The 17,550-nt window shown below is 72.2% G+C and carries 14 protein-coding genes; 5 read left to right on the forward strand and 9 right to left on the reverse strand.

Annotation, left to right across the window (positions count from 1 at the left end; genetic code table 11):
* Positions 1–328 precede the first annotated feature (328 nt).
* Both ACZ69I_RS23220 and ACZ69I_RS23225 read left to right on the forward strand, forming a co-directional pair.
* Entirely contained in the window at positions 329–1,660 is a 1,332-nt protein-coding gene (locus ACZ69I_RS23220; protein ID WP_470834314.1) for a condensation domain-containing protein, read from the forward strand.
* Positions 1,661–1,671: 11 nt separating this feature from the next.
* A complete protein-coding gene (locus tag ACZ69I_RS23225) occupies positions 1,672–2,931 on the forward strand; it encodes an acyl-CoA dehydrogenase family protein (RefSeq protein WP_470834316.1) in 1,260 nt (419 codons plus the stop codon).
* 62 nt (positions 2,932–2,993) lie between these two features.
* Here ACZ69I_RS23225 and ACZ69I_RS23230 read toward each other — a convergent pair whose 3' ends face one another.
* The 4 genes from ACZ69I_RS23230 to ACZ69I_RS23245 form a co-directional block, all read right to left on the reverse strand.
* The gene (locus tag ACZ69I_RS23230; protein WP_467677223.1) at positions 2,994–3,767 is read right to left on the reverse strand and encodes an SDR family oxidoreductase; all 774 of its coding nucleotides are present in this window, start codon (positions 3,765–3,767) and stop codon (positions 2,994–2,996) included.
* Positions 3,749–4,411 (reverse strand): dihydrofolate reductase family protein, encoded by a 663-nt coding sequence (locus ACZ69I_RS23235; protein ID WP_470834317.1) that lies wholly within the window; start codon positions 4,409–4,411, stop codon positions 3,749–3,751. Before ACZ69I_RS23235 ends, ACZ69I_RS23230 begins: the two co-directional genes overlap by 19 nt.
* 53 nt (positions 4,412–4,464) lie before the next feature.
* Entirely contained in the window at positions 4,465–5,829 is a 1,365-nt protein-coding gene (locus ACZ69I_RS23240; protein WP_470834319.1) for an FAD-binding oxidoreductase, read from the reverse strand.
* A gap of 281 nt (positions 5,830–6,110) precedes the next feature.
* The gene (locus tag ACZ69I_RS23245; protein WP_467677217.1) at positions 6,111–7,379 is read right to left on the reverse strand and encodes an RNA polymerase sigma factor; all 1,269 of its coding nucleotides are present in this window, start codon (positions 7,377–7,379) and stop codon (positions 6,111–6,113) included.
* Between the two features lie 122 nt (positions 7,380–7,501).
* Here ACZ69I_RS23245 and ACZ69I_RS23250 point away from each other — a divergent pair, with 122 nt between their 5' ends.
* Positions 7,502–9,004 carry an FAD-binding oxidoreductase gene (locus ACZ69I_RS23250; protein ID WP_470834321.1) on the forward strand — a complete coding sequence of 501 codons (1,503 nt, stop codon included), beginning with the start codon at positions 7,502–7,504 and terminating at the stop codon, positions 9,002–9,004.
* Positions 9,005–9,137: 133 nt separating this feature from the next.
* Here ACZ69I_RS23250 and ACZ69I_RS23255 read toward each other — a convergent pair whose 3' ends face one another.
* The 3 genes from ACZ69I_RS23255 to ACZ69I_RS23265 all read right to left on the reverse strand — a co-directional run bounded on the left by ACZ69I_RS23255 (position 9,138) and on the right by ACZ69I_RS23265 (position 11,792).
* Positions 9,138–10,019 carry a phytanoyl-CoA dioxygenase family protein gene (locus ACZ69I_RS23255; protein ID WP_470834322.1) on the reverse strand — a complete coding sequence of 294 codons (882 nt, stop codon included), beginning with the start codon at positions 10,017–10,019 and terminating at the stop codon, positions 9,138–9,140.
* 5 nt (positions 10,020–10,024) lie between these two features.
* Positions 10,025–10,279: a phosphopantetheine-binding protein gene (locus ACZ69I_RS23260; protein ID WP_467677212.1), complete on the reverse strand. Its 255-nt coding sequence runs from the start codon at positions 10,277–10,279 to the stop codon at positions 10,025–10,027.
* Between the two features lie 103 nt (positions 10,280–10,382).
* Positions 10,383–11,792, reverse strand: coding sequence for an FAD-dependent oxidoreductase (locus ACZ69I_RS23265; protein ID WP_470834324.1), 1,410 nt, complete (start codon positions 11,790–11,792; stop codon positions 10,383–10,385).
* 475 nt (positions 11,793–12,267) lie between these two features.
* On the opposite strand from ACZ69I_RS23265, the gene ACZ69I_RS23270 reads away from it, so the two are divergent.
* Together ACZ69I_RS23270 and ACZ69I_RS23275 are read left to right on the forward strand one after the other, a co-directional pair.
* Positions 12,268–13,029, forward strand: a complete 762-nt coding sequence (locus ACZ69I_RS23270; protein WP_470834325.1) for a DUF2306 domain-containing protein — start codon at positions 12,268–12,270, stop codon at positions 13,027–13,029.
* Positions 13,030–13,215: 186 nt separating this feature from the next.
* The gene (locus ACZ69I_RS23275) at positions 13,216–14,781 is read left to right on the forward strand and encodes an MFS transporter (protein ID WP_467677206.1); all 1,566 of its coding nucleotides are present in this window, start codon (positions 13,216–13,218) and stop codon (positions 14,779–14,781) included.
* A 78-nt stretch (positions 14,782–14,859) separates the two neighbouring features.
* Here the strand turns inward: ACZ69I_RS23275 and ACZ69I_RS23280 are convergent, their stop codons facing one another.
* Together ACZ69I_RS23280 and ACZ69I_RS23285 are read right to left on the reverse strand one after the other, a co-directional pair.
* Positions 14,860–16,053: an acyltransferase family protein gene (locus ACZ69I_RS23280; RefSeq protein ID WP_470834327.1), complete on the reverse strand. Its 1,194-nt coding sequence runs from the start codon at positions 16,051–16,053 to the stop codon at positions 14,860–14,862.
* A 135-nt stretch (positions 16,054–16,188) separates the two neighbouring features.
* Positions 16,189–17,205: an alcohol dehydrogenase catalytic domain-containing protein gene (locus ACZ69I_RS23285; protein WP_467677202.1), complete on the reverse strand. Its 1,017-nt coding sequence runs from the start codon at positions 17,203–17,205 to the stop codon at positions 16,189–16,191.
* Positions 17,206–17,550 lie beyond the last annotated feature (345 nt).

Consider the following 17,550-nt stretch of genomic DNA (forward strand, 5'->3'; position numbering starts at 1 on the left):
CACGAAGATGCGCGGCCTCGACACGGTGATGAGAATCGAGGCGCGGCCACGCAGCGGTGCGCCGGCCCATCCGGCGGGCCCGATCGTGCCGGCCGATGACGGCCCGCTGTTCTCCACCGGCCGGCAGAGCCCGGGCGGCGCGAACTGCCCCGCCCGGCCGTCCCGTTCGTCAAGGGCGGGCGCGGTGCCCGGCCCTCCCGCCGGTCGCGAAGAGCCGGACGAGAGGCCCTGCCCGGCCGGCCTGCACGGCGTGCCGTCCCACGGCGACGGCCGCTGATCGATGCCCTCCGCCACGGCGGCGTCCGCCTTTTCTGAGGAGAGATCCCCCATGACCACGACGTCGGAAACCCAGGCGCCTGCGGCGCTCTCACTGCAGCAGCAGTTCCTCTGCATGTTCGCCCAAGGCTTCAAGACCGGGCCGTTCGGCCCGCACTACACGGAGGCCTTCGCGTGGCGGGTCCACGGCCGCGTCGACGCGCAGGCCCTGCGTGTGGCGCTGGCCGATGTGGTCGAGCGGCATGAGGCACTGCGCACCGTGGTGCACTTGGACAACGGCGGTGCGCAGAGCGTGCTGCCCGCCGTACAACCGGAGCTCGAGCTGGTCGACCTGGACGAGGCGCCGGGCGCGGACCGGGACCGGCGCGCCGAGCAGCTCATGATCGAGGCGGAGATCCGGCCGTTCCCGGCCGACCGGGTCCCGTTGCTGCGGGCCGTGCTGGGCCGCTTCGACGAGCAGGACTCCGTTCTGGTCCTGTGCGCCCACCACAGCGCCGCCGACGTCTGGTCGATCCAGGTGATCCTGCGGGACCTGGCGCAGTGCTACACCGCCCGCGCGGCCGGGCACGAGCCGCAGCTGCCGGCGGTGGCCCAGTACCGGGACTACGTGACCGCGCAGCAGGAGGACGCCGACGGGCCGGCGGTGGCCGCCGCACGGGCGTACTGGCGTGACACGCTGCACGGCGCCAGGATCCTGGTCGCGCCGGTCCACCCCACCGGGCAGTCCCCCGCGACGAGTTACCACCGCTTCACCACCGACGCGCAGCTGAGCGCGGAGGTGGCCCGGCTGGCCAAGGCGACGCGCAGCTCGCCGTTCATGGTGCTGCTCGCCGCGTTCACCGTCTTCGTGCACCGGCGCACCGGGGCGACCGACATCGTGGTGCCCACCTTCACGCCGGGCCGTGAGCGCCGCTTCCAGTCCACGGTCGGCTCGTTCTTCAACTTCAGCCCGCTACGGGTGAACCTGGACGGCTGCCGGACCTTCCGCGAGGTCGTCGCCCGCACCAGGACGGCCTGCATCGGCGCCTTCTCGCACGAGCTGCCGCTGATGCACATCCTCGCCGAGGCACCCGAGCTGATGTCCTCGGCCGGCCCCGAGGCGGTGCCGACCCTGTTCCAGGCCGTCCAGCCGCCCTACCTGACGCAGCGCGAGAGGATCGGCGAGCTGGAGTACACGGCGATCTGGCGGCGGGTCATCCCGCAGCCGCTGGGCTCCGACACTCCCGACGGCATGATCTGGTCGATGCACCTGGGCGAGAGCGACGTGGTCGGCGGGCTCAGTTTCAGCCGCCACCTCTTCGAGCGGGCCGAGGTCGAGGAGCAGGCGGCCGGGTTCCTCGAGGTGGTCGGCGACATGGTCGCCGGCCCGGACTCGGCGATCTGAGGGCCGGCGCCGTGACCGACACCGAGAACGCCGCGCGGGGCGCGGCCATGGCCGGGGAGGCCGACGTCACCCCGGCCGTGCTGATCGAGCGGGCCAAGGCCATGGTGCCCGCCCTGGTGGCGCGCCAGCACGAGACCGAGCAGCGGACCTACTACGCCGAGGACACCCATCAGGCGTTCCGGGACGCCGGCTTCTACCGCATCACGGTGCCCAGGCGCTACGGCGGCTACGAGTTCGGCTTCGACACCTTCCTGCAGGTCGCGATGGTCCTGTGCCGTGCCTGCCCGTCCACGGGGTGGATGTTCTGCCTGGGGGCCGCGCACTCGCTGTTCGCCGGCAGCATGTTCGAGGAGAAGGCGCAGGCCGAGATCTTCTCCGGCGGCGACTTCATCGCGCCGCTCGTCAACGCCCCCCACGGAACGGCCCGGCGCGCGAAGGACGGCGGCTGGGTCCTGGACGGTGTGTGGAGGTACTGCTCCGGCGCGCCGTACGCGACCCACCTGATCGGCAACACCGTGATCGCCGGGGACGAGGCGGACCCGCCACGCCGGCTGCTGTTCATCGCGCCCCGCGACCAATGGGAGATGCTCGACGACTGGGGCGGGCAGCTGGGCCTCAAGGGCAGCGGGTCGCACAGCATCCGCATCTCCGGCGGGCACATCCCCGAGCACTTCGCCATCGAGGTCAATTTCGAGGAGATCTCGGTGACCGAGGGCACCCCGGGCCGCGAGCTGCACGAGCACCCGCAGTACGGGGGCGCGCCGGCGAGCTCGATGGCTCTGGAGGGCGCGCACATCGCGGTCGGCATGTGCCAGGGCGCGCTCGACGCGTACACGGAGCTGATGTTCTCCCGCACCACGATCATCCCGCCGTTCCTGCCCCGGGCGGAGGATCCCGACTTCCAGCTCTGGTACGGGAAGGCCAGCGGCATGATCGACGCCGCCGAGACGCTGGTGCTCGCGGCGTCGCGGCGCTGGCACGAGCTGTCCGGGCTGCCGGTCGGGGCGTTCACCCCCGAGGAGGACCTGCGGATCGCGGTCACCTGCCGAGAGGCGACCGAGCTGGCCTGGCGGGCCGTCGACGAGATTCTCCAGCCGACCGCCGGCAGCCCTGCCGTACGGGAGGGGACCCGCCTGGAGCGGGTCTGGCGCGATCTGTCCACCGGGCGTACGCACGCCAGCTCCGCCGTGCTGCTCACGACCGTGGCCAACCGTGGGTTTGCCCAGCTCAGGCTGGCGAGCGCGCGTCGTCGCTCCACACCGGACGCGTAGCGGCCCCGCCCGTGCCGGTGGTCGCGGACGACCACCGGCACGGGCGGACCGGGACACTCCTGCTAGGAGTGGAATTCGCCCGCGTCGACGTTGAGGCTCTGGCCGGTGATCGCCCTGGCCAGGTCCGAGGCCAGGTACAGCACCGCGTTGGCGACGTCGCCCGGCTCGGGCAGCCGGCGCAGGTCGAAGGTGGCCGCGGTCTCGGCGTAGACGTCCTCCAGGGTCACCCCCCGCTCGGCGGCCTGGCTGGCGAACCAGCTCTTCAGCCCCTCGGTCCAGATGTAGTTCGGCACCACGGTGTTGACCCGGACACCGCTCGGGCCCAGCTCGCTGGCCAGGCTGCCGGCCAGGGAGTGCAGCGCCGATTTCGATGCCTTGTAGGCGCCGAAGTGGGGGCGGGAGTGGTGCTCCACCGCGGAGCTGACCATCACGACCGAACCGGCGTGTCCGCTCAGGGTCGGCGTCAGGAGCTGGACCAGGCGCAGCGCGGCCAGGGCGTCGGTCTCCAGGGAGGCGCGCACGGCGTCCAGGTCCATCGTCGTCAGGTCGCCCATCGCGGGGGGTGCGAAAGCGTTGCTGACGAACACGTCCACCCGGCCGAAGGTGTCCAGGGCGCGGTCGATCAGCGCCCGGCAGGCGTCCGGGTCGAGGATGTCGGTGGGGACCGCGAGCGCCCGGCGGCCGTGGGATTCGACCTCGGCGGCCACCGACGTCAGGACCGTCCCGGTGCGGGCCGCCAGGACCACGTCGGCTCCGGCCGCGGCGCCGCGGACCGCGATCTCGCGGCCGAGGCCGGGGCCGACGCCGGTCACCAGCATCACCTTGTCGGAGAGCATCTGTGCCTTCCTTCCTGCTTGAGAACGCGATGGAATACATGGCTCACACCCGACGACAGCTCCACGCGCGTCGTCTCCAACGCGATCGCGGGGTCCATGGGCGCGGCGAACAGCGGGCGGCCGCCACCGAGCAGCACCGGCACCACGTGAAGGCGCAGTTCGTCAAGGACGCCGGCGGCCAGGGCGGCGGCGATCACTTGTCCGCCGCCCATCACCGCCACGTCCTTGCCGCGTGCCGCGGCCGCGGCGGCGGCGCGCCCGACCGCCTCCGCGACGCCGCCGGTGACGAACTCGAAGCGGGTGCCGCCGGACATCGGGCGCGGCGGCAGCGGCCGGTGCGTGACGACGAACACCGGTACGCGGAAGGGCGGTTGCTCGCCCCACGCCTGCTCACCGTGGTCGAACATGCGGCGGCCGATCACGGCGGCGCCGGTGCGGGTGAAGTACTCGCCCATGATGTCGGCGCCCACTCCCCGGGCGTCGCCGCCCTCGCGCCCGGCCCGGGCGCGCCAGGCCTCCAGTGGGAAGAGCCATTGGTGGAGGCGTTCGCCGCCGATGCCCAGGGCGTGGCGGCCGGGGCTGTCGCCGGGGCCGGCGACGAAGCCGTCGAGGGAGACGGAGATGTCCGCGATCACCTGGGGCATGTCTTCGACGATCGCAGGACGCGAGGTCCTGGGCGTCTTCCTGCGTGCCGACGTCAGGGGCTCGCGGTCTTTCGGGGCATGCTCACGGTCTCCGGCATCGCGTCGCCCCGGAACAGGCCGTCGGGGTCCACGCGCGCCCGGACCCGCTCGACCGCCCGGACATCGGCTTCGGACAGATGCCCGCGCGGCCGGTCCAGGCCCTTCACGAAGCCGGGCGCGGTCCGGCCCGTGTCCCACGGGCCCAGGGCGGCGCGCACCGTGTCGCAGTGTCCGATGATCTCCTGCGGCGTGCCGCGCAGCGCCGGGACGCCGGCGCCCATGTAGGCCAGGCGCGCGTCCAGGCGGTTCAGCACGCCGCCGCCCGCGGCGGCGACGGCCAGGCGCCCGCCGAGCTGGCGCAGTTCGGCGGCGATCAGGGGCGAGCCGGAGCCTTCGCCGGTCAGCCGCAGGAACGCGGCGATCCCTTCGCGGCCCGGTTCGGCGAGCAGCAGGTGGTCGCCGATGAAGGCGCCGGGCTCTTCGGGGTCCAGGTGGATGTCCGGGACCAGTTCGGGGCCGCACTCCTGCCAGGTGTCGAGTACCGGCTCGCCGATCCTGCGCAGCGGGTCCAGCAGGTCGTGTGCGCAGGCGGGTGCCAGGGCGACGCCGGCGACGCACACCACCGGGCCGCCCTTGAGCATCGGCGGGATCTCCGGCAGGTCCGGCAGGTTCATCACGCGCAGGGAGGTGGAGACCTCCTCGGGGGCGTGCAGTGTCCAGTCGTACCAGGCGCCGACCACGGCCTCGGCGTGCTGCCACGACCAGAAGGCGGCGCCGGCGACGAGCTCGGCCACCGGGAAGAGGTCGATCTCGACGGCGGTGACGACGCCGAAGCCGCCGCCTCCGCCGCGCAGGGCCCAGAAGAGTTCGGGGTCCTCGCCGGCGCTCACGCAGCGCACGTGCCCGTCTGCGGTGAGGAGCTCGATGGAGCGGATGTGGTTGGCGGCCAGGCCGAGTTTGCGGCCGTAGAGGCTCACGCCTCCGTGCAGCAGGTAGCCGATGGCGCCGACGGTGCCCGAGGTGCCGTGGGGCGCGGCCAGGCCGTGGGGTGCGGCGGCGTGGACGACGGCGCTCCAGGGCGTGCCCGCGGGGATGCGGGCCAGGCGGCGGCCGGGGTCGATCTCGACGCCGCCGGGCAGGAGAGGACGGATCAGGAGGGCGCCGGTCATCGAGGTGGCCGCGCCGGCGGAGTGGCCTGTGGTGTGGACGCGAACGCCCTGGCCGCGCGCCGACGCGTAGTTGATCGCGGCCCGCACGTCGGCGAGGCTGGTGGCGGTGAGCGCGGCGGCGGGGTGGGCTGGTCCTGCGAGGTTGAACACGCCGGTGGCGGCGTCGTAGAGGGGGTCGCCGGGGAAGGCGATGGGCGCGGTGTCGAGCATGAACTCCCCTTAGTGGTCCGGGCGGTTCTGCTTCTGAGAGCCTGTGTCATATCCCCGCCCGCCCGGCCGGGTATATGACACAGGCTCTAAGGGTGCGAGCGGGGCGGCGGCGCGGGCATCCGCCAGCGTGCTCAGCGACAGCAGCGCAGGCTCGAAGTTCGCCCGGCCCGGCCGCCTGGGACACGGCCGCCTGGGGCCCGGTGCCGGTCAGGGCGGACCCACTCACCGGTCGCCGGTGGTCAGCCCCCGGTCGCCGTGGGCCGCATCCGGGCCGCGCTGCCCTAGCCCGTCCCGTCCTCCAGAGCCGCCCCCACCCGCTCCGCCTGCTCCATGAGGAACCGCTGTTCGGGCCCGCTTGCCGTCTGGCGTGCCGCGGTCCGGTACGCCTCTCGGGCCCGGTCCAGGCCGCCGTCCATCTCCAGCAGGTACGCCCGCACCGCGCTGAGCCGGTGGCTGCCGGACATCCACCGGTCCTGTTCCAGCGGCTCCAGCAGCCGCAGGCCCTCGCGGGGGCCCTTGACCATCGCCATCGCCACCGCGCGGTTCAGGCGGACCGCCGAGCCGGGCGCGATCTGCTCCAGCAGGTCGTACAGGGCCAGGATCTGCGGCCAGTCGGTTTCGCCGCCTTCCTGGGTCTCGACGTGCACCGCGGCGATGGCGGCCTGCAGGCGGTAGAGGCCGACGCCGGGGCGGGCCAGGGCCTCGACGACCAGCGCCAGGCCCTCCTCGGCGAGGGCGCCGTTCCACTGGGAGCGGTCCTGCTCGGCCATCGGGACGAGGGTGCCGTCGGCCAGGGTGCGGGCGGGGCGGCGTGCTTCGGTCAGGAGCATCAGGGCCAGCAGTCCGGCGACCTCGCCGTTGTCCGGCAGGACGCGGTGGGCCTGGCGGGTGAGGCGGATGGCTTCGGCGGTCAGGTCCGGGCGCAGCAGGTCGGGTCCCGCGGTGGCGGTGTAGCCCTCGTTGAAGATGAGGTAGAGGACGTGCAGGACCGCGCGGGTGCGTTCGGGGCGTTCGGGTTCCGGCGGCATGCGGAAGGTCATGCCGCCGTCCTTGATCTGCTGCTTGGCGCGGGAGATGCGGCGGCTCATCGAGGCCTGCGGGACCATGAAGGCGCGGGCGATCTCCTCGGTGGTCAGGCCGCCCACCGCGCGCAGGGTCAGGGCTACTTGGGAGGGCGGGGTCAGCGCCGGGTGGCAGCACAGGAACAGCAGCATCAGGGTGTCGTCGTCGACGGAGACGAGGCTCTCGTCGTCGGGGGCCGGGGCCACTGACGCCTCGGGCAGCGTCATCGAGGCGACGGTGGCCTCACGGGTGCGGCGGGCCTGGTCGCTGCGCCAGTAGTCGGTCAGGCGGCGTCCGGCGACGGTCAGGAGCCAGGCTCGCGGGTTGTCCGGGACGCCTTGGGCCGGCCACTGCGTGGCAGCGGCGACGAGCGCCTCCTGCACCGCGTCTTCACAGCCGTCGAACTGCCCGTGGCGCCGGACCAGGGCGCCGAGGACCGAGGGCCGCAGCTCCGCGAGCAGATTTTCCAGGCGCTGATCGGAACGCACCAGCTCATTCTATATGCGGGGCACCGAAGAGGCCGCCGAAGTGCGCACACGTTGAGATGCCCGGCGCCCCTCGGCGGTGGCACGGTCGGGGCACAGACCGCGACCCGTTGAGGAAGGCCGCCATGCCGGACACGACCGCCGCCGTCGTCACCCGTGACGACCCCCGCTACCCCGCCCTCGTCGAGGGCTACAACCACCGCTTCGTGGGCCGTCCCGAGGAGGTCCGGCTCGCCACCGACGCCGCCGACGTGCAGGCCGCTGTCCAGGCGGCCGTGGACACCGGCCGGCGGATCGCCGTGCGCAGCGGCGGCCACTGTTTCGAGGACTTCACCGCGCATCCCGACATCGAGGTGCTGCTCGACGTCTCCGCACTGCACCACGTCGGCCACGACGCCGGGCGCGACGCGTTCGTGGTGGAGCCCGGAGCGCGCCTCGACCACGTGTACCGCACACTGCACGACGGCTGGGGCGTGACCATCCCGGCCGGCACCTGCTTCGAGGTGGCCGCCGGCGGGCACATCGCAGCCGGCGGCTACGGCCCGTTGTCCCGGCGCGACGGCCTGGTGGTGGACCACGTCACGGCGGTCGAGGCGGTCGTCGTCGGCGCGGACGGCCGGGCCCGGACCGTGGTGGGCACCGCTCGGCCCGACGACCCGCACCACGATCTGTGGTGGGCGCACACCGGCGGCGGGGGCGGCAGCTTCGGCGTGGTCACGAAGTACTGGCTGCGCACGCCGGGGACGCCGGACGGCGCCCCGGCCCGGCAGCTGCCCCGCGCGCCGCGCGCGGTGCTGCGCCGCGACACCACGTGGTCCTGGGACGCGGTCTCGGAGGCCGACTTCCGCACCCTGCTGCGCAACTACTGCACCTGGTACGAGGAGAACAGCGAGCCGGGCGCACCGGCCACGGCGCTGTGGAGCAACCTGATCGTCACCCACCGCTCCGGCGGCCTGTTCATGCTGACCTCGGTGATCCCCGACGACGCGCCGGATGCGGCCGAGGTCCTCCAGGCCCACACCGCGGCGATCACCCGCGGAATCGGCGCCGAGCCGGTGTCGGCGACCTCGGAGACCTCCTCGTGGCTGGACGCCTGGCTGCCGTCCTACAGCTGGCCCAGCGATCCGCGGGGCCGGTACAAGAACAAGGCGGGCTATCTGCGCCGCGGGTTCTCCGACGCGCAGATCACGGCGATCCACCGGCACCTGTCCTCGCCGGATTACGAGAACCCCATGGGCTGCCTGGTGCTGACCGGTTTCGGCGGCACGGTGAACGCCGTCGCCCCGGACGCCACCGCGGTGGCGCAGCGCGACTGCATCCTCAAGGCCTCCTACAGCACCGGCTCCTGGACCGACCCGGCCGACGACGAGCGCCACCTGGCCTGGGTGCGCGCGTACTACCGGGACGTCTACGCGCACTGCGGCGGCGTGCCGGTCCCGGACGCCGTCAACGACGGCTCCTACATCGGCTACCCCGACACCGACCTGGCCGATCCCGAGTGGAACACCTCGGGCCTCGATTGGCCTGCGCTGTATTTCAAGGACAACTACGCCCGCCTGCAACGTGCGAAGCAGGTCTACGACCCGCTCGAGGTCTTCCACCACGGGCTGTCCGTCCGCCTGCCCTGATCCAGCGGGCGCCGGGGGCGGCCCGGCCAGGCTGCCCCCGGCGCCGGGGAGTTGGCCCCGCGGGCCCCGAAAACGCCGCGGCCGGTGCGCCCGCTCCCGCGGCGGCGCACCGGCTGCTTTCGGCTCACGGGCACTACCTCAGCGGATTGGCACCGCGCGGCCTGGTGGCGAGCTCCTGCTGGCTCTGCTCAAGGAGCAGGAGCGGGTCCTGCGTCTCGACCTGGCCGAGGCCGGGCGGGCAACGGTCCCAGCCGAGCAGCCGCTGCACCTCCTGCGGCAGGCTCAGCACGGTCTCCCGGGAGACGGCGAGGTACTGGTTCTCCTCCTGCCGCAGGTTGCCCAGGTCGAGCGCGAGGGAGAGGCTGTAGCGCGGCGAGTCCGTGGTGTTGGCTCCGCCGCCGTGGTAGACGCCGCCCGGCCAGAGCAGGGCGGAGCCGGCGGGCATGACCGCCGGGACCGCCTCGGCGTACGAGGGGGCCCGCTCGTCGTCCCAGTGGTGACTGCCGGGGATGACCAGGGTCGCGCCGTTGGCGGCGGTGAAGTCGGTCAGCGCCAGCATCAGCTGCAGTCGGCACGGCGGCCCCGGATGCCGCCACAGATGCATCGCGTCGTCGCGGTGCAGGGGCTGGCGCCCCTGGCCCGGATCGATGCGTATCGCCTGGGTGAAGCTGACCTGGATGCTCGGCGTCACCTCCATCCGGACCTTGCCGATCCACATGTGTGTGGTCTGCTGCAGCAGGCGCCGGGCCGCGCCGAGGAACTGCGGTTGGAGGACCACGCTGGTCAGGTGGCGCGGCGAGCGCTGGAACAGGCTGGACAGCCGCTTGGTCTTCTTACCGTCGTAGCCGCTCTCGCTGTAACCGGCCGCCTCGAGGCCGGGTTCGAGGTCCGTCCGGATCGCGGCGAGCGTCTCGGCATCGACGAAGTCCTCGACGACCACCGCTCCGTCGCGTTCCAGGACCTCGACGACGTCGTCGAGCGAGGTGGCGGGGGTGACGTGGGTCAGTTCGGCCATCGCGCTCACTCCTCGATGCGGGCCAGTACGCCTTGGGTGAAGGTCTCCAGGTCCGGGTCCTCGAAGAGGTCGCCGACGTCGAGCGTGATGCCCAGTTGCTCCTCGAGCCCCGCGACGATCCGCACGGCGGCGATGGACTGGCCGTTGAGCTCGACGAACGTGGCGCCGGGCCGGTCGGAGCCCGGGCCCAGGACTTCGGCCCAGATGGCGGCGACCCGCTGGGTGACGTCCGCGGTGGCCGACGGCTGCTGAGTGGTCATGTTCACTGCTCCTGACTGCGTTGCGGAGGTAAGGGGGTGGGGGCGTGCCCGCGGTGTGATCGCGGGCAGCGCAGCCCGGCGGATCCGGTTCAGCGGGACCCGGTCAGCGGGCTGCCGGCCGGCTCGTGACGTCGGCCGGGGGTACGGGGGCCGCTCCGGCCGGGCCGCGCAGCGCGTTCAGCAGGACCCGGAGGACCATGCCGGGGCGCATCAGCTGCTCCGGCCGGTCGAGCATTCCGGCGGCGCGCATGTAGCCGCGGGTCACCGAGCGGTCGCGGGTGGCCGCTGCCTGGACCATCGCCAGGTAGCGCTGGCCGATGCGCACCTTGAGGTCGCGTTTGCCCTCGACGCCGTCGAAGCCCAGGTCGACGGTGCGCGTCATCTCCCAGGGCGGGTCGATGACCTCGCGCGCCAGGTCGCGGAAGTACTGCCGCGCGTCCGGCGTGGCGCCGGAGTGCAGGTGGCGGCGCAGGGTGAGGGCGGACATCGCCGCGACCGTCATGCCCTGGGCGTAGACCGGGTTGAAGCAGGACACCGCGTCACCGATGACCAGCAGGCCGGCCGGGAACCGGCCCATCCGCTCGTAGCGGCGGCGCTGGGTGGTGGGGAACCGGAAGGCGACCGGCTCGTCCAGCGGCTCGGCGTGTTTCAGTGCCTCGTGGATGTCGGGGACCGGCAGGCGCTTGACGAAGCCGTACAGCCCCTGCTGGTCCGTCGGCGGGTGGTCGCCGAGGATGCCGTAGACGGTCATCAGGGTGGTGTCGCCCTCGGTCTTGGTGAAGATGACGCCGCGCGGGACGTCGGGGGAGGCGACAGCGATGATCGCGAGGTCGCCGTCGTAGGGGTCGACCTTCATCTTGTAGTTCTGGGTGACGTAGCCCAGTCCGATGTTGGTCCGGTCCTCCTCGACGCGCGGGTAGCCCATCTCCTCGAGCCACACCGGGGTGCGCGAGCCGCGCCCGGTCGCGTCGACGACCAGGTCGGCCGCGATCTCCTCGCCTGGCTCGCCGCTCTTTTGGATCTTGACCCCGGTCACCTGGGTGTGATCGGCGGTGGCGGTCAGGCCCAGGATGTCGCAGCGTTCGACGAAGCGGACGTTCGCCAGCTCGGCCGTGCGTTCGCGGATCCGGCGCTCCATCAGCGGCGCCGAGGCCGGCACCGCGATGTAGCCGATGTCGGCGCGCTTGACCGGGCGGCCGCGGAAGTACCAGCGCACAGAGCCGGAGAAGTCGCCGGTCGGGGTGCCGTCGGCGATGAGCTGGTCGGTGATGCCGGGGTAGAGCTCTTCCATCACCACCCGGCCGCGCACGTGCAGGGCGTTGATGTGCTTGCCCTGGGGGCGTCCGCGGCGCGGGCCGTCGACGCCGGTGACCGTGTCCCGGTCGACGACCAGGACCTCGTCGTAAGCCTCGGCGAGGACACGGGCCGCGAACAGCCCGGCGATGCTGGCGCCCAGCACGACGGCGCGGGTCGGGTCGCCGTCGGCCGCCGGCCGGGGTGTTTCCTGGGGCATCTTGCCCACCTCCTGGGGATGGTGCCGGGAATGTTGGGAGCCCTGCGGTTCCGGGGTCTTCGGGGTTCTGCCGAGCGCGTGGGCGTGACGTAGGAGCGCAAGAACTCCCGGGCCTGCTACGAGCCGGTGATCGCGTCGGGCATCGGTGCGGGTGCGGCCTTGGGATCGCGGCGTTGCCCTGCCGGTGCCGGGGTGGCCAGGCCCCCGGGGCCAGGCGCCGCGCAGGTGGGGCACGGCGGCCTCGGCCGCTCTCGCCCCTGGGCTTCACCTTGTGCTCTGGGGCCGGGAGCGGGCATCTCCTGGATTGCGGGCCGCTCGCGGCGGCGTCAGCCGGTGCCTTGGGCGCGGTGTCGGTGAGCTGAGCGCCACTTGCCCGGAGCCCGCGTAAGACAGCACTTACGAAGATGCTCGCCGCGTTCCTGGGGTCCGATACTCAACCTGCGTTTCTCCCCAGCCGTGAGAGCCGAGGACAGGCATGTCTCAGAACAGGCAACCGACAGGCCTCCAGATGCCCCCTCCGGAGGACCCCGACACCGACCGGCGGCCCGCGGCACACGCGGAACGGCCGTGGTGGAAGATGTACTACCCCTGGTACGCAGTCGTGGGCGCGGCTGTGCTGTTCAACCTGCTGTACTCCTTCCCCCACTACTTCGCCACCGACGCCGAGGTCTCCCGGAGCCAGCTCGACCCGGGTTTCCAGCCGCACTTCGCGTTCCTGGTCGCCCACGTGGCCACCGGCAACCTGGCCCTGCTGACGATGATGCTCCAGGCCTGGCCCCACCTGCGCCGCACGCGCCCCGAGGTGCACCGCTGGACCGGCCGGGTGTACGTGTTCGGCGCGGTGATCCCCACGACGCTCATCGTGCTGTTCGTGCTGGTCCCGCACCGCCCCAACCAGGGCAGCACGGGCCTCGCCTGCGGTGCGGTCCTGTGGCTGGGCACGACGCTGTACGCCTGGCGCAAGGCCCGTCAGCGCCGCTACGCCGAGCACCGCCGCTGGATGATCTACAGCTTCTCGCTCGCGCTGTTCACCACCTACGGCCGCATCGTCGCCTGGATGATCCTGAACTGGGGCCTGGAGGTGAACATCCAGATCCTCATCGAGGCCACCAGCTGGGGCGTGTGGATCCTCCACCTGCTGCTCGCGCAGGCGTACCTGGAGTTCACCGCGCGCCGCCGCGGGAAGGGCCCGCACGCCGGGCGGTTGGACGCGGCGACCGGGGCGATCCGGCAGTAGGAGGCCCGCGCCCGGTGCGGGGCGCGTCCCGCTCGTTCACCTCACCCACCGCGTCGGGCTCCGCGCCCCGGCGAACGCGTACCGGCTCAACGGCTCACGTGTCGGATTCTCGGAACCTGCTCCGACTACCGGGTAACGGCGTCATGCACGAGTGCCACCCCCGGTGGTGAACGAGAAAGGATTTCCATGAGTGACACGACTCAGGACACGGCCCCGTTGGCCGGGCGCCGGGAGTGGCTGGGCCTGGCCGCACTGGCCTTGCCCACGCTGCTCGTCGCCTTCGACATCGGTGTCCTGTTCCTAGCACTGCCCCATCTGAGCGCCGACCTGCGCGCGACCGGCACCGAGCAGCTGTGGATCACCGACATCTACGGCTTCATGCTCGCCGGCTTCCTGATCACCATGGGGACGCTCGGTGACCGGATCGGCCGCCGCAAGCTCCTCATGCTCGGCGCGAGCGCCTTCTCCGCCGCCTCGCTGCTCGCGGCGTTCTCGACCAGCCCGCTGATGCTGATCATCGCCCGTGCCCTGCTGGGCATCGCCGCCGCCACGCTGTCGCCCTCGACGCTCGCCCTGATCAGCAACATGTTCCGCAACCCCAAGCAGATGGGCACGGCCATCTCGCTGTGGGCGTTCTGCAATTTCGGCGGTGCCGCCCTGGGCCCGGTCATCGGCGGGGTCCTGCTGGAGCACTTCTGGTGGGGCTCGGTGTTCCTGATCAGCATCCCGGTCATGCTGATCCTGCTGGTCGCCGGCCCGCTGCTGCTGCCCGAGTACCGCGACGCCAACGCCAAGCGCCTCGACCTGGTCAGCGTGGTGCTGTCGCTGGCCGCGATCCTGCCGGTGGTCTACGGCATCAAGCAGCTGGCCGTCGGCGACGACAGCTCACCGGTGGGGGCGCTGGTGGCCATCGCCGTCGGTGTCGCGTTCGGTGTCGTCTTCACCCGCCGCCAGCTGCGCCTGCCCAACCCGCTGCTCGACCTGCGGCTGTTTCGCAACGTCAAGTTCAGCAGCTCACTGCTGACGATGTTGCTCGCCTCGGGAACGCTGGCCGGACTGGGCCTGCTGACCAGCCAGTTCATCCAGAGCGTGCTCGGTCTGGATCCCACGGAGGCCGGGCTGTGGCAGGCCCCGACCGGCCTGGGCATCGCCGCCGGAGTCCTGCTCACCCCGGTGATCGTGCGGCGGATCCAGCCGCGCACGGCGATCCTCGGCGGGCTCGTGCTGTGCTTCGTCGGCCTGGGTCTGCTCACCACGGTGAGCAGGACCAGCGGCCCGGCCCTGGTGTCCCTGAGCGTGGCGCTGGTGGCGGTGGGCATCGCGCCGCTGTTCATGCTCGGCACCAGCATGGTCGTCGGGGCGGCCCCGCCCGAGAAGGCGGGCTCGGCGGCGTCGATGTCGGAGACCAGCAACCTCCTCGGCTCGACCCTCGGCATCGCCCTGCTCGGCAGCGTCGGCAGCGCGGTCTACCAGTCCGGCATGTCCGACTCCCCGGTCGCCGACGCCCGGCAGACGCTGGCCGAAGCGGTCGACGCCGCCGCCGGACTCCCGGCCTCCCAGGCCCAGTCGCTGCTGGAGACGGCCCGCGACACCTTCACCGACGGGCTGAACGTGGTGGCCGTCGTCGGCATCGCGATCATCGCGCTCCTCTTCGTCCTCGCGTGGACGACGCTGGGCCAGAAGGAAGCGGCACCGGAAGCCTCCGAGGAGCTGGACCCGGTCACCGAAAGCCCCGAGACGGCCGAATCCTGAAAAGAGGCGCTCCGCCCGGTACCCGCCGCAGCGGGGGCCGGGCGGAGCGCCGGGCCGGGCCCGGGGCATGGCACGCGCTCAGCCCGTGGTCGTGGGGGCGTTGACCCCGCCGGGGCCGACCGCGGGAACCGGCGGGCGGTGCGAGCGGGAGCGGGACCACCTGCGCATGACCGGCATCTCGACGAACCGGTAGAGCAGCCAGGCCAGGACGATGCTGAGGGCCAGGCAGCCCAGCAGGAACAGCACCGCCACCGGCGTGCTCCACGAGGCCCGCTCGAAGGCGCCGTAGCCCATCCACTCCCCCTTGAACGCCGCCTGCGCCGAGTTCAGCACGTTGAGGTGGATCAGGAAGAACGCGTACGAGATCTCCCCCAGCCAGACCAGCGGACGGCGGACCAGCAGTCCCACGCGCCCGGCGAGGTCGTCGGCGGCGGCCGCGACCAGCAGCCCGACCGGGAACGAGTAGGGTGCCGCGAACGACCAGAGCTCGGGCAGCCACAGGGCCCCCACGTACACCGCGAAGACGCCGAGCGCGGCCGGGCCCAGGCCCAGGCGGACCCACCGTCCGCTCAGGACGATGCGGGCGAAGAGGATCCCGACGATGAACTCGAGGCAGCGCACCAGCGGGAACTGGTAGGCGAACCACATCTGCGGCCAGGAGAACTGGTCGTATGCCGGGAACATCGGAGCGTCGGGCAGGAAGGTCTTCGACAGCAGCGGTACCGACAGCGCCAGCGCCGACACGGCGATGACCCAGTACCAGAGCCGGTCGGCCCGGATCTTGTTGATGGCGAGGAGCAGGAACGGGAACAGCAGGTAGAAGGCGATCTCCGCCGACAGCGACCAGGTGACCCCGTTGACCGCGAACATGAGGTTGTCCATGTCCGGCACCCAGGCGTTGACCAGGAAGAGGTTGGCCAGGGCGGGTTCGGCCTCCATCGCGATGCCCGAGACGAGCAGCATGGTGACGAGGAGCAGCCAGACCACGGCGTGACTCGGGAAGATCTTGAAGAACCGCCGGCGCCAGAACGCGCCCATCGTGTCGTTCGGTTTCGCCGCCCAGGTCAGGACGAACCCGCTGAGCACGAAGAAGAACGAGACGCCGATCCCGCCGGCGCTGCTGGTGACGAAGTCGTACGCCTCCTGCACCGAGGTGTCGCTGAAGATGCCCAGGTAGTGGGCGTGGAAGACGAAGACCAGGAACGCGGCAACGAATCGTAAGGCGGTCAGGGAGGGAAGTCCGCCCGGACGGGGTGCCGTTGCCTGTGTCATGTGTACCTGCCTCGTCGTCAAAAGGGCCCGGGAGAGCGCCACAACCGGTCTCGGAAGTGGATTGTCCGGGCTGCATGACGGGCCGGCGTCTTCCAGAGTGCGGTATTTTCCGGGCCAACTTCCTTCCGCGGGCTCTCAGTACGTCACGACGGCGCGGAAGCGGGCCTCTCCCTTCGCCGCCTTGTCGACGGCGTCCGTGATCCTGTCCATCGGGAAGACCTCGGTCATCGGGGTCACCGCGCCCTGCGCCACCAGGTCGAGTGCCTCGGTCAGATACCGCAGCCCGTTGTGGGTGGCGCCCAGCACGCGCTGGCCCCGCGCCCAGAACGGTGTGCCGGGGCCGATGGTGAACGCCCCCGACGGGTCGATGGTGGCCAGCACGATCCGCCCGCCGACCCGCAGTCCCTGGAGCGCGTCCGTGGCGGCCTCGTACGACGTACCGGTCACCAGGACGACGTCGGCGCCGCCGGCCTCACGCAGTTCCTGCCCGTCACGCACGACGAGGTCGGCCCCCAGCCTCGCGCAGAGTTCGTGCTTGTCCGGCGAGCGGGTGAGGGCGACGGTCTCGAATCCGCAGGCCCGGGAGTACTGCACGGCCATGTGCCCCAGGCCCCCGATGCCGAGAACGGCGATCCGCTCGTGCGGCTGCGGTTCGCTCGCGCGCAGCGCGCTCCAGGCCGTGTAACCGGCGCAGAGCACGGGCGCGGCCGTCACGTAGTCGAGTCCCTCGGGGAGCAGCACGGTGCTCGCCGCGGCCACGCAGAGGTATTCGGCATGGCCTCCTTGTACGGTCAGGCCGGTCATCACCGGCGCCGCGCAGGTCATGCCGGACTGGCCGGTCAGCGGCAGGTTGCGGCGGCAGTAGGAGCACCGGCCGCAGGCGGCCTGGACCCAGGTGGTGCCGACCCGGTCGCCCACCTGGCGGGTCGTGGTGCCCGGGCCGAGTGCGACTATCTCGCCCGCCGCCTCGTGTCCGGTGATCGCCGGTTCGCACGCCGGGAAGGGGAAGACGCCCTGGGCGACCCAGATGTCGTTGTGGCAGAGCCCGCACGCGTGCACCTTGATGAGCACCTCGCCGGGGCCCGGCCGGGGGGTCGCGACGTCCTGGATCTCCCACCGGGCGTTGATCGCGGGAATGACGGCTGCTTTCATGGGCGTCCACTCTCCGGCCCCGCTCAGACATCCGGCATCTTCTGGATTGCGCTGGGCGGCCCGCGCCTGCTGGGGGTGGGGTGAACCGCGGCCCGGCGCAACGGGGTTGGCCTGAGAGGGGCTCGGCAGCGCACGCCAGGAGATGCGGCGCCCGGCAGCGCGCAGCAGGATGCGCTGGGAGATCAGCCGATGGGTTCCCGGGGCCGCGGCGCGGAGTTCCGCACGCAGGCGTGACCGCCTGGCCGTACCCCGCAACTCAGGAGATGTAGCGCACACCGGTGCCTGCGACGGTGATCCAGGACTCCGATCACCGGGCGCCTGCCCAACCCCTGTCATCGCTTCCCG

The organism is Streptomyces sp. NPDC036815, assembly GCF_055609205.1.